This window comes from Pseudomonas acericola (SeqCode) (assembly GCF_053456465.1).
In genome coordinates this window covers 445,031-465,034 of record NZ_JBRFJB010000002.1, presented here as the reverse complement: position 1 = coordinate 465,034, position 20,004 = coordinate 445,031, and the positions used below count along the sequence as shown (strand labels likewise).

Sequence of the window (20,004 nt, the reverse complement as noted above, 5' to 3'; positions counted from 1 at the left end):
TGATTACCGACTTTCTTATTTCCCAAGGCATTCGACATGACCGATATTCAGAATAAGAACTACATCATCGCCCTCGACCAAGGCACCACCAGCTCGCGAGCGATCATCTTTGATCGTGACGCCAACGTGGTGTGCACCGCCCAGCGCGAATTCGCCCAGCATTACCCGCAAGCCGGCTGGGTCGAACATGACCCGATGGAAATCTTCGCTACCCAGAGCGCGGTGATGGTCGAGGCCTTGGCCCAGGCCGGCCTGCACCATGACCAGGTCGCCGCCATCGGTATCACCAACCAGCGTGAAACCACCGTGGTGTGGGACAAGATCACCGGCCGCCCGATCTACAACGCCATCGTCTGGCAGTGCCGCCGCAGCACCGAGATCTGCCAGCAGCTCAAGCGCGACGGCCACGAGCAGTACATCAGCGACACCACCGGCCTGGTCACCGACCCGTACTTCTCCGGCACCAAGCTCAAGTGGATCCTCGACAACGTCGAAGGCAGCCGCGAGCGTGCGCGCAACGGCGAACTGCTGTTCGGCACCGTCGACAGCTGGCTGATCTGGAAATTTACCGGCGGCAAGACCCACGTCACCGACTACACCAACGCCTCGCGCACCATGCTCTTCAACATCCACACCCTGGAGTGGGATGCGAAGATGCTGGAGATCCTCGACATTCCGCGCGAGATGCTGCCGGAAGTGAAGTCGTCGTCGGAAATCTACGGCCGCACCAAAAGCGGCATCGCCATCGGCGGTATCGCCGGCGACCAACAGGCCGCGCTGTTCGGCCAGATGTGCGTCGAAGCCGGCCAGGCCAAGAACACCTACGGCACCGGCTGCTTCCTGCTGATGAACACCGGCGACAAGGCCGTAAAGTCCAAGCACGGCATGCTCACCACCATCGCGTGCGGCCCGCGTGGCGAAGTGGCCTACGCCCTGGAAGGCGCTGTATTCAACGGCGGTTCCACCGTGCAGTGGCTGCGTGATGAGCTGAAAATCATTAACGACGCCCATGACACCGAATACTTCGCTGGTAAAGTGAAAGACAGCAACGGCGTGTACCTGGTGCCCGCCTTCACCGGCCTGGGTGCTCCGTACTGGGACCCGTATGCCCGTGGCGCACTGTTCGGCCTGACCCGTGGCGTACGCGTGGATCACATTATTCGTGCAGCCCTGGAGTCCATTGCCTACCAGACCCGTGACGTGCTCGACGCCATGCAACAGGACTCCGGCGAACGCCTCAAAGCCCTGCGTGTGGACGGCGGCGCCGTGGCCAACAACTTCCTGATGCAATTCCAGGCCGACATCCTCGGCACCCAGGTCGAGCGCCCGCAAATGCGCGAAACCACTGCACTGGGCGCGGCCTACCTGGCTGGCCTGGCGTGCGGCTTCTGGGGCAGCCTGGACGAGTTGCGCGGCAAGGCGGTGACCGAGCGCGAATTCGAACCGCAGCTGGACGAAGCGGCCAAAGAGAAGCTCTACGCCGGCTGGCAAAAAGCCGTTAGCCGCACCCGCGACTGGGAGCCCCACGAAGGCGCCGAATAAGCCAACGTCCGGTTGTAACTGGCCGGGAGCGGATTCCTGCGGCATCATGGGCCACTTTTGTATGGCAGCCCAAAGGACGCCCAATGAATCTGCCTCCCCGCCAACAACAAATCCTCGAACTGGTCCGCGAACGCGGCTACGTCAGTATCGAGGAAATGGCGCAGCTGTTCGTCGTCACCCCGCAAACCATCCGCCGCGATATCAACCAGCTGGCGGACGCCAATCTGCTGCGCCGCTACCACGGCGGCGCGGCCTATGACTCCAGCGTCGAGAACACCGCGTACGCCATGCGCGCCGACCAGATGCGCGACGAGAAACAGCGTATCGGCGAAGCCATTGCCGCACAGATCCCCGACCACGCCTCGTTGTTCATCAATATCGGCACCACCACCGAATCCATCGCCCGCGCGCTGCTCAACCACAACCACCTGAAAATCATCACCAACAACCTCAACGTCGCCACCATGCTCAGCGCCAAGGACGACTTCGACGTGCTGTTGACCGGCGGCAACGTGCGCCGTGATGGTGGCGTGGTGGGCCAGGCCAGTGTGGATTTCATCAACCAGTTCAAGGTGGATTTTGCCTTGGTGGGCATCAGCGGCATTGATGAAGATGGCAGTTTGCTCGACTTTGACTACCAGGAAGTGCGGGTATCCCAGGCGATTATTGCCAACGCGCGCCAGGTGATTCTGGCAGCGGACTCGAGCAAATTCGGGCGAAACGCCATGATTCGCTTGGGGCCGATCAGTTTGGTGGATTGTTTGGTCACCGACCAACAGCCGGTGCCGGCGTTGGTGCAGTTGTTGAGTGATCATAAGGTGCGGCTGGAAGTCGTTTAAACCTTCAGCTTCTCCGGCGACTGCACCGCTGCCTTCGCGAGCAAGCCCGCTCCCACACTTGACCGAGTTCCAGCTTAGGAATGCGATCAAATGTGGGAGCGGGCTTGCTCGCGAATGCGATCCACCTAGCACCAACCTCCCAAGCCTGCATCAGGCTCATGTTCACAAATTTTCCTTCCCCACCCCTTCGATGAATTTTTTCAATCAAAGTCGGGTGGCTGCGCGCGCGTTTATCAGCTACCATTTTCGCAATTGAACATTAATGTTCGAATTCCAAGACGAAAAAATCGCGAGGCCAGCCGATGAACCCTTCCACCTTGCCTGCTCCACCGCTTGCCGAAGTCTATGATGTCGCCGTAATCGGCGGCGGGATCAATGGCGTTGGCATTGCAGCAGACGCAGCCGGGCGCGGTTTGTCGGTGTTCCTTTGCGAAAAGGACGACCTGGCCAGCCACACCTCCTCCGCCAGCAGCAAGCTGATCCACGGCGGTCTGCGCTACCTCGAACATTACGAATTCCGCCTGGTGCGCGAAGCCCTCGCCGAACGTGAAGTGCTGCTGGCCAAAGCCCCGCACATCGTCAAGCAGATGCGCTTCGTATTGCCGCACCGCCCGCACCTGCGCCCGGCGTGGATGATTCGTGCGGGCCTGTTCCTGTACGACAACCTCGGCAAGCGGGAAAAACTCGCCGGTTCGAAAAGCCTCAAGTTCGGCCCCGACAGCCCGCTGAAAAGCGAAATCACCAAAGGCTTCGAATACTCCGACTGCTGGGTCGATGACGCCCGCCTCGTGGTGCTGAACGCCATGGCCGCCCGTGAAAAAGGCGCGCATATCCACACCCAGACCCGCTGCATCAGCGCGCACCGCAGCAAGGGCCTGTGGGAAATGAACATGGAACGTGCCGACGGCAGCCTGTTCTCGATCCGCGCCCGCGCACTGGTAAACGCTGCTGGCCCGTGGGTCGCCAAGTTCATCAAGGATGACCTCAAGCTGGATTCGCCCTACGGCATCCGCTTGATCCAGGGCAGCCACCTGATCGTGCCGAAACTCTACGAAGGCGCCCACGCCCACATCCTTCAGAACGAAGACCAGCGCATCGTCTTCACCATTCCGTACCTGAACCACCTGACCATCATCGGCACCACCGACCGCGAATACACTGGCGATCCGGCGAAAGTTGCGATCACCGAGGGTGAAACCGACTACATGCTCAAGGTGGTCAACGCCCACTTCAAGAAGCAGCTGAGCCGCGACGACATCGTGCACACCTACTCCGGTGTACGCCCGCTGTGCAACGACGAGTCCGATAACCCGTCGGCCATTACCCGCGACTACACCCTGGCGCTCTCCGGCGGCACGGGCGAGGCGCCGATCCTGTCGGTGTTCGGCGGCAAGCTGACCACCTACCGCAAGCTCGCCGAGTCGGCGATGGCGCAACTGGCGCCGTACTTCACGCAGATGCGCCCAAGCTGGACCGCCAAGGCCAGCCTGCCTGGCGGCGAGGACATGACCACGCCCGAAGCCCTGGCCGAAGCGATTCGCCAAAAGTTCGACTGGGTACCGAGCGAAATCGCGCGCCGCTGGTCCACCACCTACGGCAGCCGCACCTGGCGCCTGCTAGAAGGCGTGCAGTCGCTGGCGGACCTGGGTGACCACCTCGGTGGCGGCCTGTACACCCGCGAAGTCGATTACCTGTGCACGGAAGAATGGGCAACCCAGCCTCAGGACGTGCTGTGGCGTCGCACCAAGCTCGGCCTGTTCACCACCCCGGAGGAACAGGACAACGTGCAGCGTTATCTGTCCAAGGTTGAGCGCAATCGCGGCAAGATTGAAGCGGCCTGACAGACCGATCGTACAAAAGCCCCTGCACCGTAAGGTCCAGGGGCTTTTTTATGCGCTCGATCATTCGGTTTTCCGAACGCAACTCCCGCACCTATTCGGTTTGCCGGATCAATTTTTGGAAAACCCACCGTCACACAAAGTTAATCACCTTATAAATCATAGAGTTAACCTTTTATTTAAGGTCTGGCACGACTCATGCTCTACACTCCATGACGATTGCCTGAGACGCCTCAGGAGCCGTCACGGGCATTCGCTGTACAAGAGAGCCGTCTAGCCGGCTTCATAAAAAAAACAAATGTCGAGGAAGTATTGATGCGCATCGTTCCCCATATCCTGGGCGCAGCTATCGCTGCTGCTCTGATCAGCACTCCAGTTTTCGCCGCCGAACTCACCGGCACACTGAAGAAAATCAACGACTCCGGCACCATCACCCTCGCGCACCGCGACAGCTCCATTCCGTTTTCCTACATCGCGGATGGTTCGGGCAAGCCAGTGGGCTACTCCCACGACATTCAGTTGGCCGTCGTTGAACAACTGAAAAAAGACCTGAACAAGCCCGATCTGAAGGCCAAGTACAACCTGGTGACTTCGCAAACCCGTATTCCGCTGATCCAGAACGGCACCGCGGACCTCGAGTGCGGCTCCACCACCAACAACGCCGAACGCGCCCAGCAAGTTGATTTCACCGTCAACATCTTCGAAATCGGCACCCGCCTGCTGGTCAAGAAAGACAAGGATGGCAAGCCGTCCTACGCTGACTTTGCCGACCTGAAAGGCAAAAACGTGGTGACCACCGCCGGCACCACCTCCGAGCGCATCATCAAGGCGATGAACGCCGACAAGCAGATGGGCATGAACGTCATCTCCGCCAAAGACCACGGCGAATCCTTCCAGATGCTGGAAAGCGGCCGCGCCGTAGCCTTCATGATGGACGACGCCCTGCTGGCCGGTGAAGAAGCCAAGGCCAAGAAGCCGGACGACTGGGTCATCACCGGTACTCCGCAGTCCTTCGAAGCCTACGCGTGCATGGTGCGTAAAGACGACCCAGCCTTCAAGAAAGCTGTGGATGACGCCATCGTCGCCCTGTACAAATCCGGCGAGATCAACAAGATCTACAGCAAGTGGTTCGAGAGCCCGATCCCACCAAAAGGCCTGAACCTGAACTTCCCGATGAGCGACAAGGTGAAGGAGCTGATCGCCAACCCAAGCGACAAACCAGCGCCTGACGTAAAAATCTGATACCTGACTAAGCTTATCTCCTGAGGGAGCCAACCCTCCCTCAGGCGTCTGTTACTACCTGCTGGCTTTATTTGGAACACTCGACCTGGCGGTTTTCGAGCCGATCTTGTGTGCCTGGCGTTCACCGTCGGGCGGGAATGGATTTTCCCCAAGCGGGTGCTTGTACATTGATCGACTTCGAGGGGAGACCCTAATGAATTACAACTGGGACTGGGGCGTGTTCTTCAAGTCCACCGGCGTGGGCAGCGAGACTTATCTCGACTGGTACATCGCCGGCCTGGGCTGGACCATTGCCATCGCTGTCGTGGCATGGATTATCGCCTTGCTGCTGGGCTCCATTCTGGGGGTCATGCGCACCGTGCCAAACCGCCTCGTATCGGGCATCGCGACCTGCTACGTGGAACTGTTTCGTAACGTGCCGCTGCTGGTGCAGCTGTTCATCTGGTACTTCCTGATTCCCGACCTGCTGCCGCAAAACCTGCAGGACTGGTACAAACAAGACCTCAACCCGACCACCTCGGCCTACCTGAGCGTTGTCGTGTGCCTGGGCCTGTTCACCGCCGCCCGGGTGTGCGAGCAAGTGCGTACCGGCATCCAGGCGCTGCCACGCGGCCAGGAATCCGCCGCGCGCGCCATGGGCTTCAAGCTGCCGCAGATCTACTGGAACGTGCTGCTGCCCCAGGCCTACCGGATCATCATTCCGCCGCTTACCTCGGAATTCCTCAACGTGTTCAAGAACTCCTCCGTGGCGTCCTTGATCGGCCTGATGGAATTGCTGGCGCAGACCAAGCAGACCGCCGAATTCTCGGCCAACCTGTTTGAAGCCTTCACCCTGGCCACGCTGATCTACTTCACCCTGAACATGAGCCTGATGCTGCTCATGCGCCTGGTCGAGAAGAAAGTCGCAGTGCCCGGCCTGATCTCCGTGGGGGGTAAATAATGGAACTCGATTTCAGCGGTATCATCCCCGCTATCCCGGGCCTGTGGAACGGCATGGTCATGACCTTGCAGCTGATGGTCATGGGCGTGGTCGGCGGCATTGCGTTGGGTACGGTCCTCGCACTGATGCGCCTGTCGTCCAACAAACTGCTGTCGCGTGTGGCTGGCGCTTATGTGAACTACTTCCGCTCGATCCCGTTGCTGCTGGTGATCACCTGGTTCTACCTGGCGGTACCGTTCGTGCTGCGCTGGATCACCGGCGAAGACACCCCGATCGGCGCGTTCGCCTCCTGCGTCGTGGCGTTCATGATGTTCGAAGCCGCGTATTTCTGTGAAATCGTGCGGGCCGGCGTGCAGTCGATCCCCAAGGGCCAGATGGGCGCAGCGCAAGCGATGGGCATGACCTATGGCCAGACCATGCGCCTGATCATCCTGCCCCAGGCGTTCCGCAAGATGACCCCGTTGCTGCTGCAACAGTCGATCATCCTGTTCCAGGACACCTCGCTGGTCTACACCGTGGGCCTGGTGGACTTCCTCAACTCCGCCCGCTCCAACGGCGACATCATCGGCCGCTCCAATGAGTTCCTGATCTTTGCCGGTGTCGTCTACTTCATCATCAGCTTTTCCGCCTCGCTGCTGGTCAAGCGTCTGCAAAAAAGGTTTGCCGTATGATCTCTATCAAGAACATCAACAAGTGGTATGGCGACTTCCAGGTGCTGACCGATTGCAGCACTGATGTCAAAAAAGGCGAAGTGATCGTGGTGTGCGGGCCGTCCGGCTCGGGCAAATCCACCCTGATCAAGTGCGTCAACGCGCTGGAACCGTTCCAGAAGGGCGACATCATCGTGGACGGCACCTCCATCGCCGACCCGAAGACCAACCTGCCGAAACTGCGCTCGCGCGTGGGCATGGTGTTCCAGCACTTCGAACTGTTCCCGCACCTGACCATCACCGAAAACCTGACCATCGCGCAGATCAAGGTGCTGGGCCGCAGCAAGGAAGAAGCCACCAAGAAAGGCCTGCAACTGCTTGAGCGCGTGGGCCTGTCGGCGCACGCCCACAAGCATCCCGGCCAGCTCTCCGGCGGCCAGCAACAACGGGTGGCGATTGCCCGCGCGTTGGCCATGGACCCAATCGTCATGCTGTTCGACGAACCGACCTCGGCCCTCGACCCGGAAATGGTCAACGAAGTGCTCGACGTGATGGTGCAACTGGCCCAGGAAGGCATGACCATGATGTGCGTGACCCACGAAATGGGCTTCGCCCGCAAAGTGGCCGACCGCGTGATCTTCATGGACGCTGGCAAGATCATCGAAGACTGCCCGAAAGAAGAGTTCTTCGGCGACATAAGCGCCCGCTCCGAACGTGCGCAGCACTTCCTTGAGAAAATCCTGCAACACTAAAAAGCAGCCCCGTTCTCCCTGCGGGAACCGGGCCTGTGCAGGCACTGGCTCTTGTGTGGGAGCTGGCTTGCCTGCGATGCAGACACCTCGGTGCAGCAGTGACACCGAGGCGATCCTATCGCAGGCAAGCCAGCTCCCACACAAGCCCAGCGCCCACACAAACACCGGGCCAACAGCTCTGGTTGACCCAAGGCATCTGTGATGAAATGCGACCCCAACCAATTTCGCGCCGCACCGCCATCACTTGCCGTGAAACCACGCCTGATTCGCCAACTGTTCCTGCCGCCGTTGATCATCGCCCTGATGATCGGCCTGGGTTATGTCGGCTTCTGGATCAGTGAGTACTATGGCATCCGCACCCTCAGCGATAACGGCGAACGCCAGCTGGAGCTGCACGCCCGCACCGTCGAAAGCGAACTGAGCAAATACACCTACCTGCCAAGCCTGCTGGAGCTGGAAGCCAGCGTCTCCAAGCTGCTGGCCGAGCCGAGCCAGGAAACCCGCAAATCGGTCAACGACTACCTTGAAGGCCTGAACCGACGCAGTCGCAGCCGGGCCATCTACGTGATGGACACCACCGGCCGCGTGCTGGCCACCAGTAACTGGCGCGATGCCGACAGTTACCAGGGTGAAGACCTGTCCTTTCGCGCCTATTTCCAGAACGCCGTACGCGGCCAGCCCGGGCGTTTCTACGGCATCGGCAGCACCAACGGCGAGCCCGGCTACTACCTGGCCCATGGCCTGGAAGAACACGGCAAGATCATCGGCGTGGCCGTGGTCAAAGTGCGCCTCGAAGCCCTGGAAGAGCGCTGGCAGCGCGCGCGTCTCGAAGCGTTTGTCAGCGATGAGAATGGCATCATCATTCTTTCCAGCGACCCGGCCCGCCGCCTCAAGGCCGTGCGCCCGCTGAGCGATGACACCAGGGACCGCCTGGCCCACAGCCTGCAATATTACTGGGCGACGCTCAACGAGCTGGAACCCCTGGCCCGCGAACGCCTCAACGAAGGCACCGAGAAGCTCACCTTCCCGGCCAACAGCGAAGTGGTCAACGACGAGCACGAAGTCAGCTACCTGGCGCAGACCCGCCCGCTCAACGACACGCCGTGGAACTTCACCCTGCTCACCCCGCTCAACGACCTGCGCCGCGCTGCGATCAACCAGGGCATCCTGGTGGCCGTGGCCTTTGGCCTGGTGGCCTTCCTGCTGATCGCCTGGAACGAGCGGCGCAAGGTCATCGCCACCCGCCTGGCCGCGCGGGAAGCCTTGCAGGAAGCCAACAGCCAGCTGGAGCGTCGGATTGCCGAACGCACCACCGACCTGCGCGCCAGCAACGAACGGCTCAAGGGCCAGATCCGCGAACGGCGCCAGGCCGAAGAGACCCTGCGGCGCGCCCAGGATGAGCTGGTACAGGCCGGCAAACTGGCGGCCATCGGCCAGATGTCCACCAGCATCGCCCACGAATTGAACCAGCCGCTGGCCGCGCTGCGCACCTTGTCCGGCAATACCGTGCGCTTCCTGGAACGCGGCGCCCTGGACACCGCCAGCGCCAACCTCAAGACCATCAACGAACTGATCGACCGCATGGGCCGTATCACCGCCAGCCTGCGCTCGTTTGCCCGACGCGGTGACGACCAGGGCGAAGCCAACTTGGGCAAGGCGGTGGACGCTGCATTCCAGGTCCTTGGCGCCCGCCTGGACAGCCTGCCGTTGACCGTACACAGGGACTTTTCCCACGCCCAATTGCAGATTGATCAGACGCGCCTGGAGCAGATCCTGGTCAACCTGATCGGCAACGCCCTCGACGCCATGCAAGCCCAGCCCGCCCCCGAACTGTGGCTGGACGGCAGCAGCGCCGACGGCAAATACCGCCTGCACGTGCGCGACAACGGCCACGGCATCGACGCCGAGGCACGCAAGCATTTGTTCGAACCGTTTTTCACCACCAAACCCGGTGAGCAAGGCCTGGGCCTGGGCCTGACCCTGTCCGCCAGCCTCGCTGCGGCCACCGGCGGCAACCTTGCCGTGGAGCACCCGGTGGGTGGTGGTACCGCCTTTGTCCTGTGCCTGCCGTTGGTAGGCGCTCAAAAAGCTGAGCCGACATGACTACTGATCCCAAAGACCTCACCGTCCTGATTGTCGAAGACGATCCCCACGTGCTGCTGGGCTGCCAGCAAGCCCTGGCCCTGGAAGATATTCCCAGCGTCGGCGTGGCCAGCGCCGAAGAGGCGCTCAAGCGTATCGGCGAGAACTTCGCGGGCATTGTCATCAGCGATATCCGCCTGCCGGGCATCGACGGCCTGGAGTTGCTGACCCGCCTCAAGGCCCTGGATAAGAGCCTGCCGGTGGTGCTGATCACCGGGCATGGCGATATCTCCATGGCCGTCGGCGCGATGCGCAACGGCGCCTATGACTTTATGGAAAAACCCTTCTCCCCCGAACGCCTGGTGGACGTGGCCCGCCGTGCCCTGGAGCAACGCGGGCTAGCGCGGGAAGTCTGGGCGCTGCGCCGTCAACTGGCCGAGCGCGATTCCCTGGAAGGCCGCATCATCGGCCGCTCGCCGGCCATGCAGAACCTGCGCGAGCTGATCGCCAACGTTGCCGACACCTCGGCCAACGTGCTGATCGAAGGCGAGACCGGCACCGGCAAGGAACTGGTCGCCCGTTGCCTGCATGATTTCAGCCGCCGCCACAGTCACCAATTCGTCGCCCTGAACTGCGGCGGCCTGCCGGAAAACCTGTTCGAAAGCGAAATTTTCGGCCACGAAGCCAACGCCTTCACCGGCGCCGGCAAACGCCGCATCGGCAAGATCGAACACGCCCACGACGGCACGCTGTTCCTCGACGAAGTGGAAAGCATGCCGATCAACCTGCAAATCAAATTGCTGCGGGTGTTGCAGGAACGCACCCTCGAACGCCTCGGTTCGAACCAGAGCGTGGCCGTGGATTGCCGGGTGATCGCTGCCACCAAATCCGACCTCGACGAGTTGAGCCGCGCCAGCCAGTTCCGCAGCGACTTGTATTACCGCCTCAACGTGGTGACCCTGGAACTGCCGCCCCTGCGCGAACGCCGTGAAGACATCCTGCAACTGTTCGAACACTTCTTGCAGCAGTCATCCCTGCGGTTCGACCGCGCCGCGCCGGAGCTGGACAACCAGACCGTGTCGAGCCTGATGAGCCACGACTGGCCGGGCAACGTGCGCGAACTGCGCAACGTCGCCGAACGCTTCGCCCTTGGCCTGCCAGCGTTCAAGAAAAGCGGCGCCACCGGCAGCGGCCAAGGCCTGGCCTTCACCGAAGCGGTGGAAGCCTTCGAACGCAACCTGCTGGGCGACGCCCTGCAACGCAGCGGCGGCAACCTGACCCAGGCCAGCCTGGAACTGGGCATGGCCAAGACCACCTTGTTCGACAAGGTCAAGAAATACGGGTTGAGCCACTGATGGATCTATTCTTGAAAGCCGCCCTGGGCGCGGCCGTCGTGTTGATCCTCGCCGCGCTGGCCAAGACCAAGAACTACTACATCGCCGGCCTGGTGCCGCTGTTTCCGACCTTTGCGCTGATCGCCCATTACATCGTCGGCAAAGGCCGTTCGGTGGAGGATTTGAAGACCACAATCCTGTTCGGGATGTGGTCGATCATTCCGTATTTTGTGTATTTGGCGACGTTGTATGTGGTGGTGGATCGGTTGCGGCTTGAAGCATCGCTGGCCGTAGCAACGGTGGCGTGGTTGATGGCAGCAACGGTGCTGGTCAGCATCTGGACACGACTCGGTTAAAAATGTGGGAGCTGGCTTGCCTGCTCCCACATTTGGATCAGTGATCAACAGAAAGATCAGCGAACTATTTTGTCGACTTGGATACCGAGCTTTTTCAGGCGATACCAGAAGCTCCGCTCCGAAATCCCGATCTTCTGCGCAGCCGCCGCCTGCACCCCATTGCTCTCCTGCAACGCCGCCAGAATGTAAGCCTTTTCCACCTCCGCCAGCGCCGCATCCAGGTCCTGCGGCACCCCCGGCCCATCACTGAGGATCGCCGCAACACCGCCCTCACTCGGCCGCGACGCAAACAGATACCCCGGCAAGTCGATGTCTTCGATCACCGGCGTAGCCGCCACAATCGTCGCCCGTTCCACGCAGTTTTGCAGCTCACGGATATTGCCTGGCCAGTGATACGCCGCCATCGCCTGCAACGCCTCGGCGCTGAAGCCGGTGATGCGCTTGCCGGCCGTGGCGCTCAGGGTCTGGGCGAAGTGGCGGGCCAGCGGTGCGATGTCTTCCACGCGCTCGCGCAAGGCCGGCAGGGGAATCGGGAACACGTTGAGGCGGTAATACAGGTCTTCGCGAAACTCCTTGTTGGCCACCGCCTCCAGCAGGTTCTTGTTGGTGGCGGCGATCACCCGCACATCCACCTTGCGCTCGCGGGGGTCGCCTACCGGTTCGATCACCCGCTCCTGCAACGCCCGCAGGATCTTGGCCTGCAACGCCAACGGCATGTCGCCCACTTCGTCGAGAAACAGCGTGCCCTTGTCCGCCTGCTGAAAGCGCCCGATCCGGTCCGACACCGCGCCGGTAAAGGCGCCTTTGCGATGGCCGAACATTTCGCTTTCCAGCAAACCCTCGGGGATCGCCGCGCAGTTGACCGCCACGAACGGTTTGTCGGCACGGCTGCCGTGCTTGTGGATGGCCCGCGCGACCATCTCCTTGCCGGTGCCGCTCTCGCCGGTGAGCAGGATGGTCGCGGCGCTGTCACGCACGGCGTCCACCGCCTGCAACACGCTGCGGAATGCCGGGCTGTCGCCCACCAGGCTGTCGAACTGGGCGTGTTCATCCAACTCGGCGCGCAGGCGCGCGTTGTCGCGCAGGATGTCGCGAAACTGCAAGGCCTTGGCCACCGTGATGTCCAGCTCGTCGATGTCGAACGGTTTGGCGATGTAGTCATAGGCGCCGTTGCGCATCGATTGCACAGCGTTCTTCACCGTGCTGTAGGCGGTCATCACGATCACCGGCACCTGGGGATAGCGCACCTTGATCTCGGCCAACAGCGCCGGGCCGTCCATGCCGGGCATACGCCAGTCGCTGATCACCAGGTCTATGTCTTCCTGCTCCAGCACCTTGAGCGCGTGCAAGCCGTTGCCGGCGACAAACACCTGCACCTCGTTCTGGCCCAGGGCCGATGCGAGCAAGTCGCAGAGCTTGGGCTCGTCATCGACTACCAGAATGTTATGCGTCATGACTGTCCTCGTCGTCTTCGCCGATAGCCGGAATGTACAGGCTGAACGTGGCGCCGGCATCTTTCTCGCTGACGCACTCGATGCTGCCGTCGTGACTTTCCATGATCGAGTAGACCTTGGCCAGCCCCAGGCCGGTGCCCGAGGCCTTGGTGGTGACGAACGGGGTGAAGATGCGCTCGATCATTTCCACCGGGATACCCTGGCCAGTGTCGGCGATGCTGATCAGCGTGTTGTCGCCGACGCTGCGAATGCCCAGGGTCAGGCGCCCGCCGTCGGGCATGGCGTCGATGGCATTGAGGATCAGGTTGAGGCACGCCTGCTTGAGTTGCTTGGCGTCCGCGTAGATCGTCGCGCCCGGCGCCTGGTCGTCGACCTGCACATCGACGTTGTGCGCCGCCAGTTCCGGCGCGCAGAAGCCGAGGATCTCGTCCACCAGCGGCCGCGCCGGCTGCAACACGCGCAACGGCGGGTTGGGCTTGGCGAAGTCGAGAAACTCGGTGATCAGCTCGTTGATGCGGCTGACTTCGCTGACCACGTATTCCAGGTGGCGCTTGTCGGTGTCCGCCAGGTCGGCACGCCGGTGCAGCAGTTGGGTGGCGGTCTTGATAATGCCCAGCGGGTTGCGGATTTCGTGAGCCAGGCCCATGGCGACTTCGCCCAGGGCATGCAGGCGATCACGCCGGCGCAGTTGCGCTTCGAGGTGATGCAACTCGCCCAGGCGCTCGGTCATGTGGTTGAACGTGCTGCTCAGTTGCGCCAGTTCATCGCCACCGCTGACCGCCACGCGGTGCTGGTAATTGCCGGAAATCACCGCATCCACGCCTTCGGACAAGTCGCGCAAGGGCCGGGTCAAGCGCCGTGACACCAACACGCCCGCACCCAGGGACAGCGCCGAGCTGACCAGGAAGATCAGCACAAACAGATTGCTCTGGTTCACCAACCCCACCAGGCTGGAATGACGCAACAGGCCGCTGAAGATCACGCCCTGCAAATCGCCGGCGTCGTTGAAGATCGGCCAGTACAAACCGCTGTAGTTGTTGGTGAACTGCTCGCTCGGCTGCTTGGTATTGCGCATCGCCGCTTCCACATCCTTGGGGATGCGCGAAGGGTGATCCTGGAAACGCTGGGTGGAGAAAATCTCCGAGAAGCCTTTCGGATTGGCCAGGTACAAACGCAGGTCGAGTGAATGCACTTCGGCCACGCTGGTGAGGAAACTGCTGTCCAGGTAGGTCGCCACCAGCAGCAAGTAATCGACGCCTTCCTTGCTGGTTTCGAAGGTCGAGACCACGATCCCGGTGTCCACCCCCGACACGCTCACCGTTTGCAGCACTGCGTTACTGGTCAGGCTGATCTGCTTGACGATGTCATCTGAGGCCGTGCTGAACATGATCTTGTGGTCGCTGACGCGAATCAGCGCGACCACATCGATGTCCGTCGCATCGGCAATGTCGGCGGTCAAGCGGTCGTGCTTGGCGGCCAGGCGGTCCGAGGGCGGGCTGGCGTAGCGCAGGAACAGTTTGGCCATGCGCGCGTTGTCGTGAACGATGTCACCAATCTCGTCCTTGACGATGCGGGTGGACTCTTGCAGCCAGATCCGCACGTTGCTGTCGAAAATCTGCGACAGGGTGGTCGCGGCCAACTCGGCGGCGATCATCGTCGGGATCACGCTGACCAGCCAGAACGCCAGCACCAGCTTGCGCTGGACGCTCCAGCGTGAAATCGCAAACGGACGGGCTTTCTGGCGGGTCTTGGTGATCATCAGGTTTCGCTTATCGCAGCAGCCATGGCAGGGTCGGAACGATCCGGTCGAATAAACAGTTTTACAAGCTTGAGCAGGCCGTTGACCAGCCGGTTGCGGTGGCGGAAGAACACACTGTTGCCCTGGAACTCGCAGCCCAGGCGCAGCTTACTGGCATACCCGGCCTGCCCGCACTCGTACAACGCAATATTGTGTTCAATACAGTAGTCCACATTGGTCAGCCAGCTGCGGAAGTACAGGTTGTAGTCGCGGGTGAATTCGACGTCATGCCCGAAGAACTTGTCCACCAGGCGGTGCTCGTCCACCAGGATCAGGTTGAACGCCACCAGGTTGTCATCCACCCAGTACAGAACACACACCGCGCGTTCTCCGAGGCGTTCGAGCACACCGGTGAAGTAGCCGGCGGGCAGGCGCTCGAACTGCAAGTCGGCGCGGGTGAGCGTGGCTTCGTACAAGCGCATGATCTCGGGCAGCACGTCGTCGATAGTGCGCCGCCACTCCACCCGTGGCCCCGGTGCGCGCAGTTTGCGCCGCAGGTCCTTGCGCGTGGATTTGCCCAGGGAACCGAGGTAAGCGTCCACCGAGCCGTAGGGCAGCGGCAACACGCCCGTGGGCAAGCTCGGCATGCTTTGGAAGCCGGCGGCGCGACAGCTGTCGGACCAGTGTGGATCGTTGCTCGGTGCGTCCTTGACCGCGACGAGGCCGATGCCGAACTCATCGGCGTCTCGGCGTGCGGCGGCGAGCAGGTGCTTGAGCAACAGCGGGCGGCGCGATTCAGGCACGCTGCTGGCGAAACCCACATCGCAGCGCTCGGCCACCGGTGAGCCGAGGGCATACAAGCCCAACTGCAAAAGCCCCGGCCACAGTCGGTCCAGGCGTTCGGTCAAACGCTTGCCGGCGCCTGACACCGTGGTGTCGAGGCGGTAATGGGTGATGAACGCGGCACCTACGGCCACCAGCGCTCCATTGTCGTACACCGCAAGGTATCGCCATTGGAAATCCGCGATGGCGGCGTTTTCCACGGCGACGTAATAGTCCCAGTCCTCCAGGGCACCGGGAAAACAGTCGTTCCAGGCAGCACGTTGGATCGCCCGGATACTCGCAAAGGCTTGACTCGTAATCACATGTGATCCCTTTGTGGCGAGGGAGCTTGCTCCCGCTGGGCTGCGCAGCAGCCCCATCAATGCCACTGAGCTTTTCCGGTTAAATCGAGGTGGCTGTTTTTAGGGCAGCTTCGCTGCCCAGCGGGAGCAAGCTCCCTCGCCACGAAAAGCCAGGGGCCACAACAGAGGTGTGTTGCTCGACGAATTGCGCACTCAGCTCAATGACCCGGCGGTATTGCAGGTCCACAGTGATCATGTGGTAGCAGTTGTCCAACAGGATCTTGGTCACCGGCCCGCCCAGGTGGCGCTCGACGTAATCGGCGTTCCAGCGGCTGGTGATGTCGTCCTCGATGGAATGCAACACCAGCGCCGGCACCTTGACCTCGGGCATGCGTTTCTTGACCACGGCGTTCATCCGGTGCAACTCGCGCACGGTGATGCCCTCCATGGTCAGCAAGCCCGCCTCGCTGCTTTCGCCCTCCTTCATCTGCCGTTCGACGATGGCCCGCAGGCGTTCGTTCTTGATGCCGTAGGGCGGCTTCTCTTCGAAACTGCAGATATGCACGCCGAATGGAATCTTCATCAGCAACGGCGTGAGGAACGCCAGTTTGTTGATGCTCCAACCGTCGTACTTCAAGGTGGTGGAATACATCAGCAAGCCGGCGACTTGCCCCGGATGCTCGGCGGCCACGTACATCGACATCACCGCGCCCATGGACAAGCCACCGACAAACACCTGCTCATGCCGCTGCTTGACCTGGACGAAGGTCTTGCGCACGCCTTCGTACCAGTCGCGCCAGCCGGTGGCCTGCAAATCGCTGTTATCGCCGCAATGCCCGGCCAGGGTGGGCACGTACACCGTGCAGTTGCCCGCCTTGGCCAGGCCCTTGGCGACCTGACGCAATTCCGTCGGCGTGCCGGTCAGGCCGTGGATCAACAGGATCCCGACCGGACCTTCACCGAGAACGAAACCGGCATCGCCTTCACCGAGGTCGATCTCGATGTTGCTCACCGTTTGGTCGCCCGCACCAGCAGTTGCTCCAGGAGTTTCAGGCCCAGGTCGATTTCCGGGTAGCTGATTTCCAGGGACGGCGCCAGGGTGATCACGTTCTTGTAGTAGCCGCCCACGTCGAGGATCAGGCCGAGTTTCTGGCCGTCCACGATCATGTCGCCTTTCATGCCTTCTTCGACCATGTAGTCCAGGGTCGCCTTGTCCGGGGTGAAGCCGTCCGGGCCGCAGATTTCGCAGCGCAGCGCCAGGCCGAGGCCGTCGACGTCGCCGATGATCGGGAAGCGTTTTTGCAGGTCTTGCAGGCCTTCGAGGAAGTATTTGCCCTTGGCCATGACCATCGCGCCGTAGTCGACTTCGCTGGTCATCTTGAACATTTCCAGGCCCACCGCCGTGCCCAACGGGTTGGAGGCGAAGGTGGAGTGGGTCGAACCTGGCGGGAAGACCTTCGGGTTGATCAGCTCTTCACGGGCCCAGATGCCGCCCAGCGGGTTGAGGCCGTTGGTCAGCGCCTTGCCGAACACGATCACGTCCGGTTGCACGTCGAAGTGCTCGATCGACCACAGCTTGCCGGTGCGGTAGAAGCCCATCTGGATTTCATCGCTGACCATCAGGATGCCGTGCTGGTCCAGCACGTGCTTGAGCTCGCGGTAGAAGTTCATCGGCGGGATCACGTAGCCGCCGGTGCCCTGGATCGGCTCGACGTAGAACGCGGCGTATTCACACTGATTGGTCTTCGGGTCCCAGACGCCGTTGTATTCGGTCTCGAACAAGCGGGCGAATTGCTGCACGCACTGGCTGCCGTATTCTTCCTTGGTCATGCCTTTCGGGCCGCGGAAGTGGTACGGGAACGGGATGAAGTTGGCACGCTCACCAAAGTGGCCGTAGCGGCGACGGTAGCGGAAGCTGGACGTAATCGACGAGGCGCCGAGGGTACGGCCGTGGTAGCCGCCTTCGAAGGCGAACATCAGGCTCTTGCCGTTGGACGCGTTACGCACAACCTTCAAGGAGTCTTCGATGGACTGCGAACCGCCGACGTTGAAGTGCACGCGACCGTCGAGACCGAACTTGTTCTTCGCGTCGACCGCGATCATTTCCGACAGCTCGATCTTGCCCTTGTGCAGGTACTGGCTGGCGATTTGCGGCAGGGTGTCGATCTGTTGTTTCAGCGCATTGTTCAGGCGCGGGTTGGCATAGCCGAAGTTGACGGCCGAGTACCACATTTGCAGGTCGAGGTAGGCCTGGTCTTCGGTGTCCCACACGTAGGAGCCTTCGCAACGGCTGAAAATGCGCGGCGGCTCGATGTAGTGGACGGTGTCGCCGTAGGAGCAGTACTTGGCTTCTTTATCCAGAAGGATCTGGTCTTCGGCGGTAGCGATGCGGATATCAGACATGGTGGAAGAGTTCCTGGTTGTCGGCAGCAGTAAAGGAGGTGGCGTTGGCGGCGTTGCCCTGAGGGAGCAGCGCCAGCAATGCAGGCACTTCGGCAAAGGTGTGGAAGCGCGCATGGGGAATCTGGTGGGTGACGCAGTAATCGGCGAGGCTGCCCTTGGCAAACACGAAGTCGGCGGTGGAGGCCACGCACATATCGGACTTGCCGTCGCCGATCACCAGCACGCGCTTGTTGCGCGGCGTGGATTTGCACTTGCAGTTGCCGGACGCGGCACGGCAGGCATCACTGGAATACGGGAAGTCGATGCGCCAGCTATTCTGGTCAACCTGGCGCAGGCGGTTGGCGAGGATCGGCAGCAAGGTCACGTAGTTGCGCGACAGGATGCGCGCGATGCCCTGCTCGATGCCGTCACTGACCACTTCGATGGACGCGCCCTGGCCGATGACCTGATCGACGAAATCGGGGAAGTCCGGGTCGATCTCGACGCTGTCGAAGTACGCCAGAAGTTCGGTTGGGGTGGCCTTGATCAGCGCCAGTTGGCGGCTCAGGCATTCGCGTGAACCGATATGCCCATCCAGCCATTGCTGCTCGATGGTTTCCCACTCGGGGCCGGCGAAGCGTTGGAGGACGTTGTCGATGACATCGGTGGGGGTGATGGTCCCGTCGAAGTCGCACACGATATGCCAGTCAATCATTGTGGTTACCTTGAAGAGGAGCGCGCTGTGTGCGCTTTCACAAGGGGTAGAGCAGGGACTGTGCCAACCGGCGAATCCCCAGCGGGGCTGGGCTTGCGGGCGGGTCTGTGTCGTGGGAGCTACAATTTTTGTAGCTTGCTACAAACAAGATCAGTGCTTGCGCGAAGACCGCCCTTCGCGCGTTCATGCGCGCATGTCTAGAGAAGGAAGCCGTTCCATGCATAAGGTCAGTGTTGCTGTATTCGCCGGTTTACTCGGGCTGTGGGGCTTTGCCAGCGCGGCCCGGGCCGAAGGCATCAGCGGCGAAGTGGGCGCGGGCCTCAGCTACCAACCCCACGACCCCACCGGCAGCCGCTACGAAACCCGTCCCGTGCCCTATGTGGATTTGGACTGGGGCAACGTCAGCCTGAGCACCGATGACGGCCTGAGCTGGAGCGCGCTGAATACCCAGGGGTTTACCGCCGGGCCCTATATCAATTACTTGCAGGGGCGTACGTCCAACGGCTCGCTGCAAGGCCTGCGCAATGTCTCGGACATGGCCGAAGTGGGCGGTTTCATCCAATACGCCCCGGCCGAGTTCTGGCGCGTGTACGCCCAGGTGGGCCAGGCCGTTGGCGGCGGGCGCGACCAAAGCGGCGTGCTCGGCAAGGTCGGCGGCGAGCTGGGCTACCCGCTGGGCGGCGGGATCATCGGCAGCAGCGGCCTGATGGCGCACTTTGCCGACGCGCGCCAGACCCAGACTTATTTTGGTGTGGACGCCAATGAGTCTGCTGCGTCGGGGTTTCGGCCCTATAACGCCAGTGCGGGGTTCCAGAACCTGACGCTGACGCAAAGCTTCGAGTTTCCGCTGGCGCCCAATTGGTCGTTGCTGACCAGTGCCAGCTGGGTGCATTTGGTGGGTTCGGCGGCGAACAGCAGCATCGTCAAGGACACTGGGGATGTGAACCAGGGGCAAGTGCAGACCGCCATCAGCTACAAATTCAACTGACTCACCGCAGAGCAAAAAATGTGGGAGC

General features: G+C 61.5%; 17 protein-coding genes. 11 read left to right on the top strand and 6 right to left on the bottom strand.

Annotated features, from left to right (window positions below; translation table 11 throughout):
* The first annotated feature begins 36 nt into the window (after nucleotides 1-36).
* From glpK to ACU688_RS08060, 10 genes are all read left to right on the top strand, one after another.
* The gene (gene glpK, locus ACU688_RS08105; protein WP_448184311.1) at nucleotides 37-1,542 is read left to right on the top strand and encodes a glycerol kinase GlpK; all 1,506 of its coding nucleotides are present in this window, start codon (nucleotides 37-39) and stop codon (nucleotides 1,540-1,542) included.
* A gap of 83 nt (nucleotides 1,543-1,625) precedes the next feature.
* On the top strand, nucleotides 1,626-2,381 hold the full coding sequence (locus tag ACU688_RS08100; protein WP_061435475.1) for a DeoR/GlpR family transcriptional regulator: 756 nt from the start codon (nucleotides 1,626-1,628) through the stop codon (nucleotides 2,379-2,381).
* A gap of 302 nt (nucleotides 2,382-2,683) precedes the next feature.
* Nucleotides 2,684-4,222: a glycerol-3-phosphate dehydrogenase gene (gene glpD, locus ACU688_RS08095; protein ID WP_448184310.1), complete on the top strand. Its 1,539-nt coding sequence runs from the start codon at nucleotides 2,684-2,686 to the stop codon at nucleotides 4,220-4,222.
* Nucleotides 4,223-4,534: 312 nt separating this feature from the next.
* Nucleotides 4,535-5,461: a glutamate/aspartate ABC transporter substrate-binding protein gene (locus ACU688_RS08090; RefSeq protein ID WP_010212760.1), complete on the top strand. Its 927-nt coding sequence runs from the start codon at nucleotides 4,535-4,537 to the stop codon at nucleotides 5,459-5,461.
* Between the two features lie 193 nt (nucleotides 5,462-5,654).
* Complete coding sequence (locus tag ACU688_RS08085; RefSeq protein ID WP_017738299.1) at nucleotides 5,655-6,401, top strand: amino acid ABC transporter permease; 747 nt, start codon at nucleotides 5,655-5,657, stop codon at nucleotides 6,399-6,401.
* On the top strand, nucleotides 6,401-7,072 hold the full coding sequence (locus tag ACU688_RS08080) for an amino acid ABC transporter permease (protein ID WP_017738300.1): 672 nt from the start codon (nucleotides 6,401-6,403) through the stop codon (nucleotides 7,070-7,072). Before ACU688_RS08085 ends, ACU688_RS08080 begins: the two co-directional genes overlap by 1 nt.
* On the top strand, nucleotides 7,069-7,803 hold the full coding sequence (locus ACU688_RS08075) for an amino acid ABC transporter ATP-binding protein (RefSeq protein WP_017738301.1): 735 nt from the start codon (nucleotides 7,069-7,071) through the stop codon (nucleotides 7,801-7,803). The genes ACU688_RS08080 and ACU688_RS08075 overlap by 4 nt, the downstream gene beginning before the upstream one ends.
* A gap of 201 nt (nucleotides 7,804-8,004) precedes the next feature.
* Nucleotides 8,005-9,906, top strand: a complete 1,902-nt coding sequence (gene aauS / locus ACU688_RS08070; RefSeq protein WP_448184309.1) for a two-component sensor histidine kinase AauS — start codon at nucleotides 8,005-8,007, stop codon at nucleotides 9,904-9,906.
* Complete coding sequence (aauR, locus tag ACU688_RS08065) at nucleotides 9,903-11,240, top strand: two-component response regulator AauR (RefSeq protein ID WP_448184308.1); 1,338 nt, start codon at nucleotides 9,903-9,905, stop codon at nucleotides 11,238-11,240. Before aauS ends, aauR begins: the two co-directional genes overlap by 4 nt.
* Nucleotides 11,240-11,575, top strand: a complete 336-nt coding sequence (locus ACU688_RS08060) for a GlpM family protein (protein WP_017736168.1) — start codon at nucleotides 11,240-11,242, stop codon at nucleotides 11,573-11,575. Before aauR ends, ACU688_RS08060 begins: the two co-directional genes overlap by 1 nt.
* Before the next feature lie 56 nt (nucleotides 11,576-11,631).
* Here ACU688_RS08060 and ACU688_RS08055 read toward each other — a convergent pair whose 3' ends face one another.
* From ACU688_RS08055 to ACU688_RS08030, 6 genes are all read right to left on the bottom strand, one after another.
* The gene (locus tag ACU688_RS08055) at nucleotides 11,632-13,029 is read right to left on the bottom strand and encodes a sigma-54-dependent transcriptional regulator (RefSeq protein WP_448184307.1); all 1,398 of its coding nucleotides are present in this window, start codon (nucleotides 13,027-13,029) and stop codon (nucleotides 11,632-11,634) included.
* A complete protein-coding gene (locus tag ACU688_RS08050) occupies nucleotides 13,019-14,788 on the bottom strand; it encodes a sensor histidine kinase (protein WP_448184306.1) in 1,770 nt (589 codons plus the stop codon). The genes ACU688_RS08055 and ACU688_RS08050 overlap by 11 nt, the downstream gene beginning before the upstream one ends.
* The gene (locus ACU688_RS08045) at nucleotides 14,788-15,912 is read right to left on the bottom strand and encodes a GNAT family N-acetyltransferase (protein ID WP_448184305.1); all 1,125 of its coding nucleotides are present in this window, start codon (nucleotides 15,910-15,912) and stop codon (nucleotides 14,788-14,790) included. The genes ACU688_RS08050 and ACU688_RS08045 overlap by 1 nt, the downstream gene beginning before the upstream one ends.
* A gap of 79 nt (nucleotides 15,913-15,991) precedes the next feature.
* Entirely contained in the window at nucleotides 15,992-16,903 is a 912-nt protein-coding gene (locus ACU688_RS08040) for an alpha/beta hydrolase (protein ID WP_448184304.1), read from the bottom strand.
* Nucleotides 16,900-18,294, bottom strand: a complete 1,395-nt coding sequence (locus ACU688_RS08035) for an aspartate aminotransferase family protein (RefSeq protein ID WP_305432861.1) — start codon at nucleotides 18,292-18,294, stop codon at nucleotides 16,900-16,902. Before ACU688_RS08035 ends, ACU688_RS08040 begins: the two co-directional genes overlap by 4 nt.
* Complete coding sequence (locus ACU688_RS08030) at nucleotides 18,287-18,988, bottom strand: MtnX-like HAD-IB family phosphatase (RefSeq protein WP_448184303.1); 702 nt, start codon at nucleotides 18,986-18,988, stop codon at nucleotides 18,287-18,289. The genes ACU688_RS08035 and ACU688_RS08030 overlap by 8 nt, the downstream gene beginning before the upstream one ends.
* Nucleotides 18,989-19,205: 217 nt before the next feature.
* On the opposite strand from ACU688_RS08030, the gene ACU688_RS08025 reads away from it, so the two are divergent.
* Nucleotides 19,206-19,976: a MipA/OmpV family protein gene (locus ACU688_RS08025; RefSeq protein WP_448184302.1), complete on the top strand. Its 771-nt coding sequence runs from the start codon at nucleotides 19,206-19,208 to the stop codon at nucleotides 19,974-19,976.
* The last annotated feature ends 28 nt before the right edge of the window (nucleotides 19,977-20,004 follow it).

Coding starts and splice junctions, on each gene's coding strand:
- glpK (WP_448184311.1), top strand. CDS start 37: ATGACCGATATTCAGAATAAGAACTACATCATCGCCCTCGACCAAGGC.
- aauS (WP_448184309.1), top strand. CDS start 8,005: ATGAAATGCGACCCCAACCAATTTCGCGCCGCACCGCCATCACTTGCC.
- ACU688_RS08060 (WP_017736168.1), top strand. CDS start 11,240: ATGGATCTATTCTTGAAAGCCGCCCTGGGCGCGGCCGTCGTGTTGATC.
- ACU688_RS08090 (WP_010212760.1), top strand. CDS start 4,535: ATGCGCATCGTTCCCCATATCCTGGGCGCAGCTATCGCTGCTGCTCTG.
- aauR (WP_448184308.1), top strand. CDS start 9,903: ATGACTACTGATCCCAAAGACCTCACCGTCCTGATTGTCGAAGACGAT.
- ACU688_RS08050 (WP_448184306.1), bottom strand. CDS start 14,788: ATGATCACCAAGACCCGCCAGAAAGCCCGTCCGTTTGCGATTTCACGC.
- ACU688_RS08030 (WP_448184303.1), bottom strand. CDS start 18,988: ATGATTGACTGGCATATCGTGTGCGACTTCGACGGGACCATCACCCCC.
- ACU688_RS08075 (WP_017738301.1), top strand. CDS start 7,069: ATGATCTCTATCAAGAACATCAACAAGTGGTATGGCGACTTCCAGGTG.
- ACU688_RS08080 (WP_017738300.1), top strand. CDS start 6,401: ATGGAACTCGATTTCAGCGGTATCATCCCCGCTATCCCGGGCCTGTGG.
- ACU688_RS08055 (WP_448184307.1), bottom strand. CDS start 13,029: ATGACGCATAACATTCTGGTAGTCGATGACGAGCCCAAGCTCTGCGAC.
- ACU688_RS08025 (WP_448184302.1), top strand. CDS start 19,206: ATGCATAAGGTCAGTGTTGCTGTATTCGCCGGTTTACTCGGGCTGTGG.
- ACU688_RS08035 (WP_305432861.1), bottom strand. CDS start 18,294: ATGTCTGATATCCGCATCGCTACCGCCGAAGACCAGATCCTTCTGGAT.
- ACU688_RS08085 (WP_017738299.1), top strand. CDS start 5,655: ATGAATTACAACTGGGACTGGGGCGTGTTCTTCAAGTCCACCGGCGTG.
- glpD (WP_448184310.1), top strand. CDS start 2,684: ATGAACCCTTCCACCTTGCCTGCTCCACCGCTTGCCGAAGTCTATGAT.
- ACU688_RS08100 (WP_061435475.1), top strand. CDS start 1,626: ATGAATCTGCCTCCCCGCCAACAACAAATCCTCGAACTGGTCCGCGAA.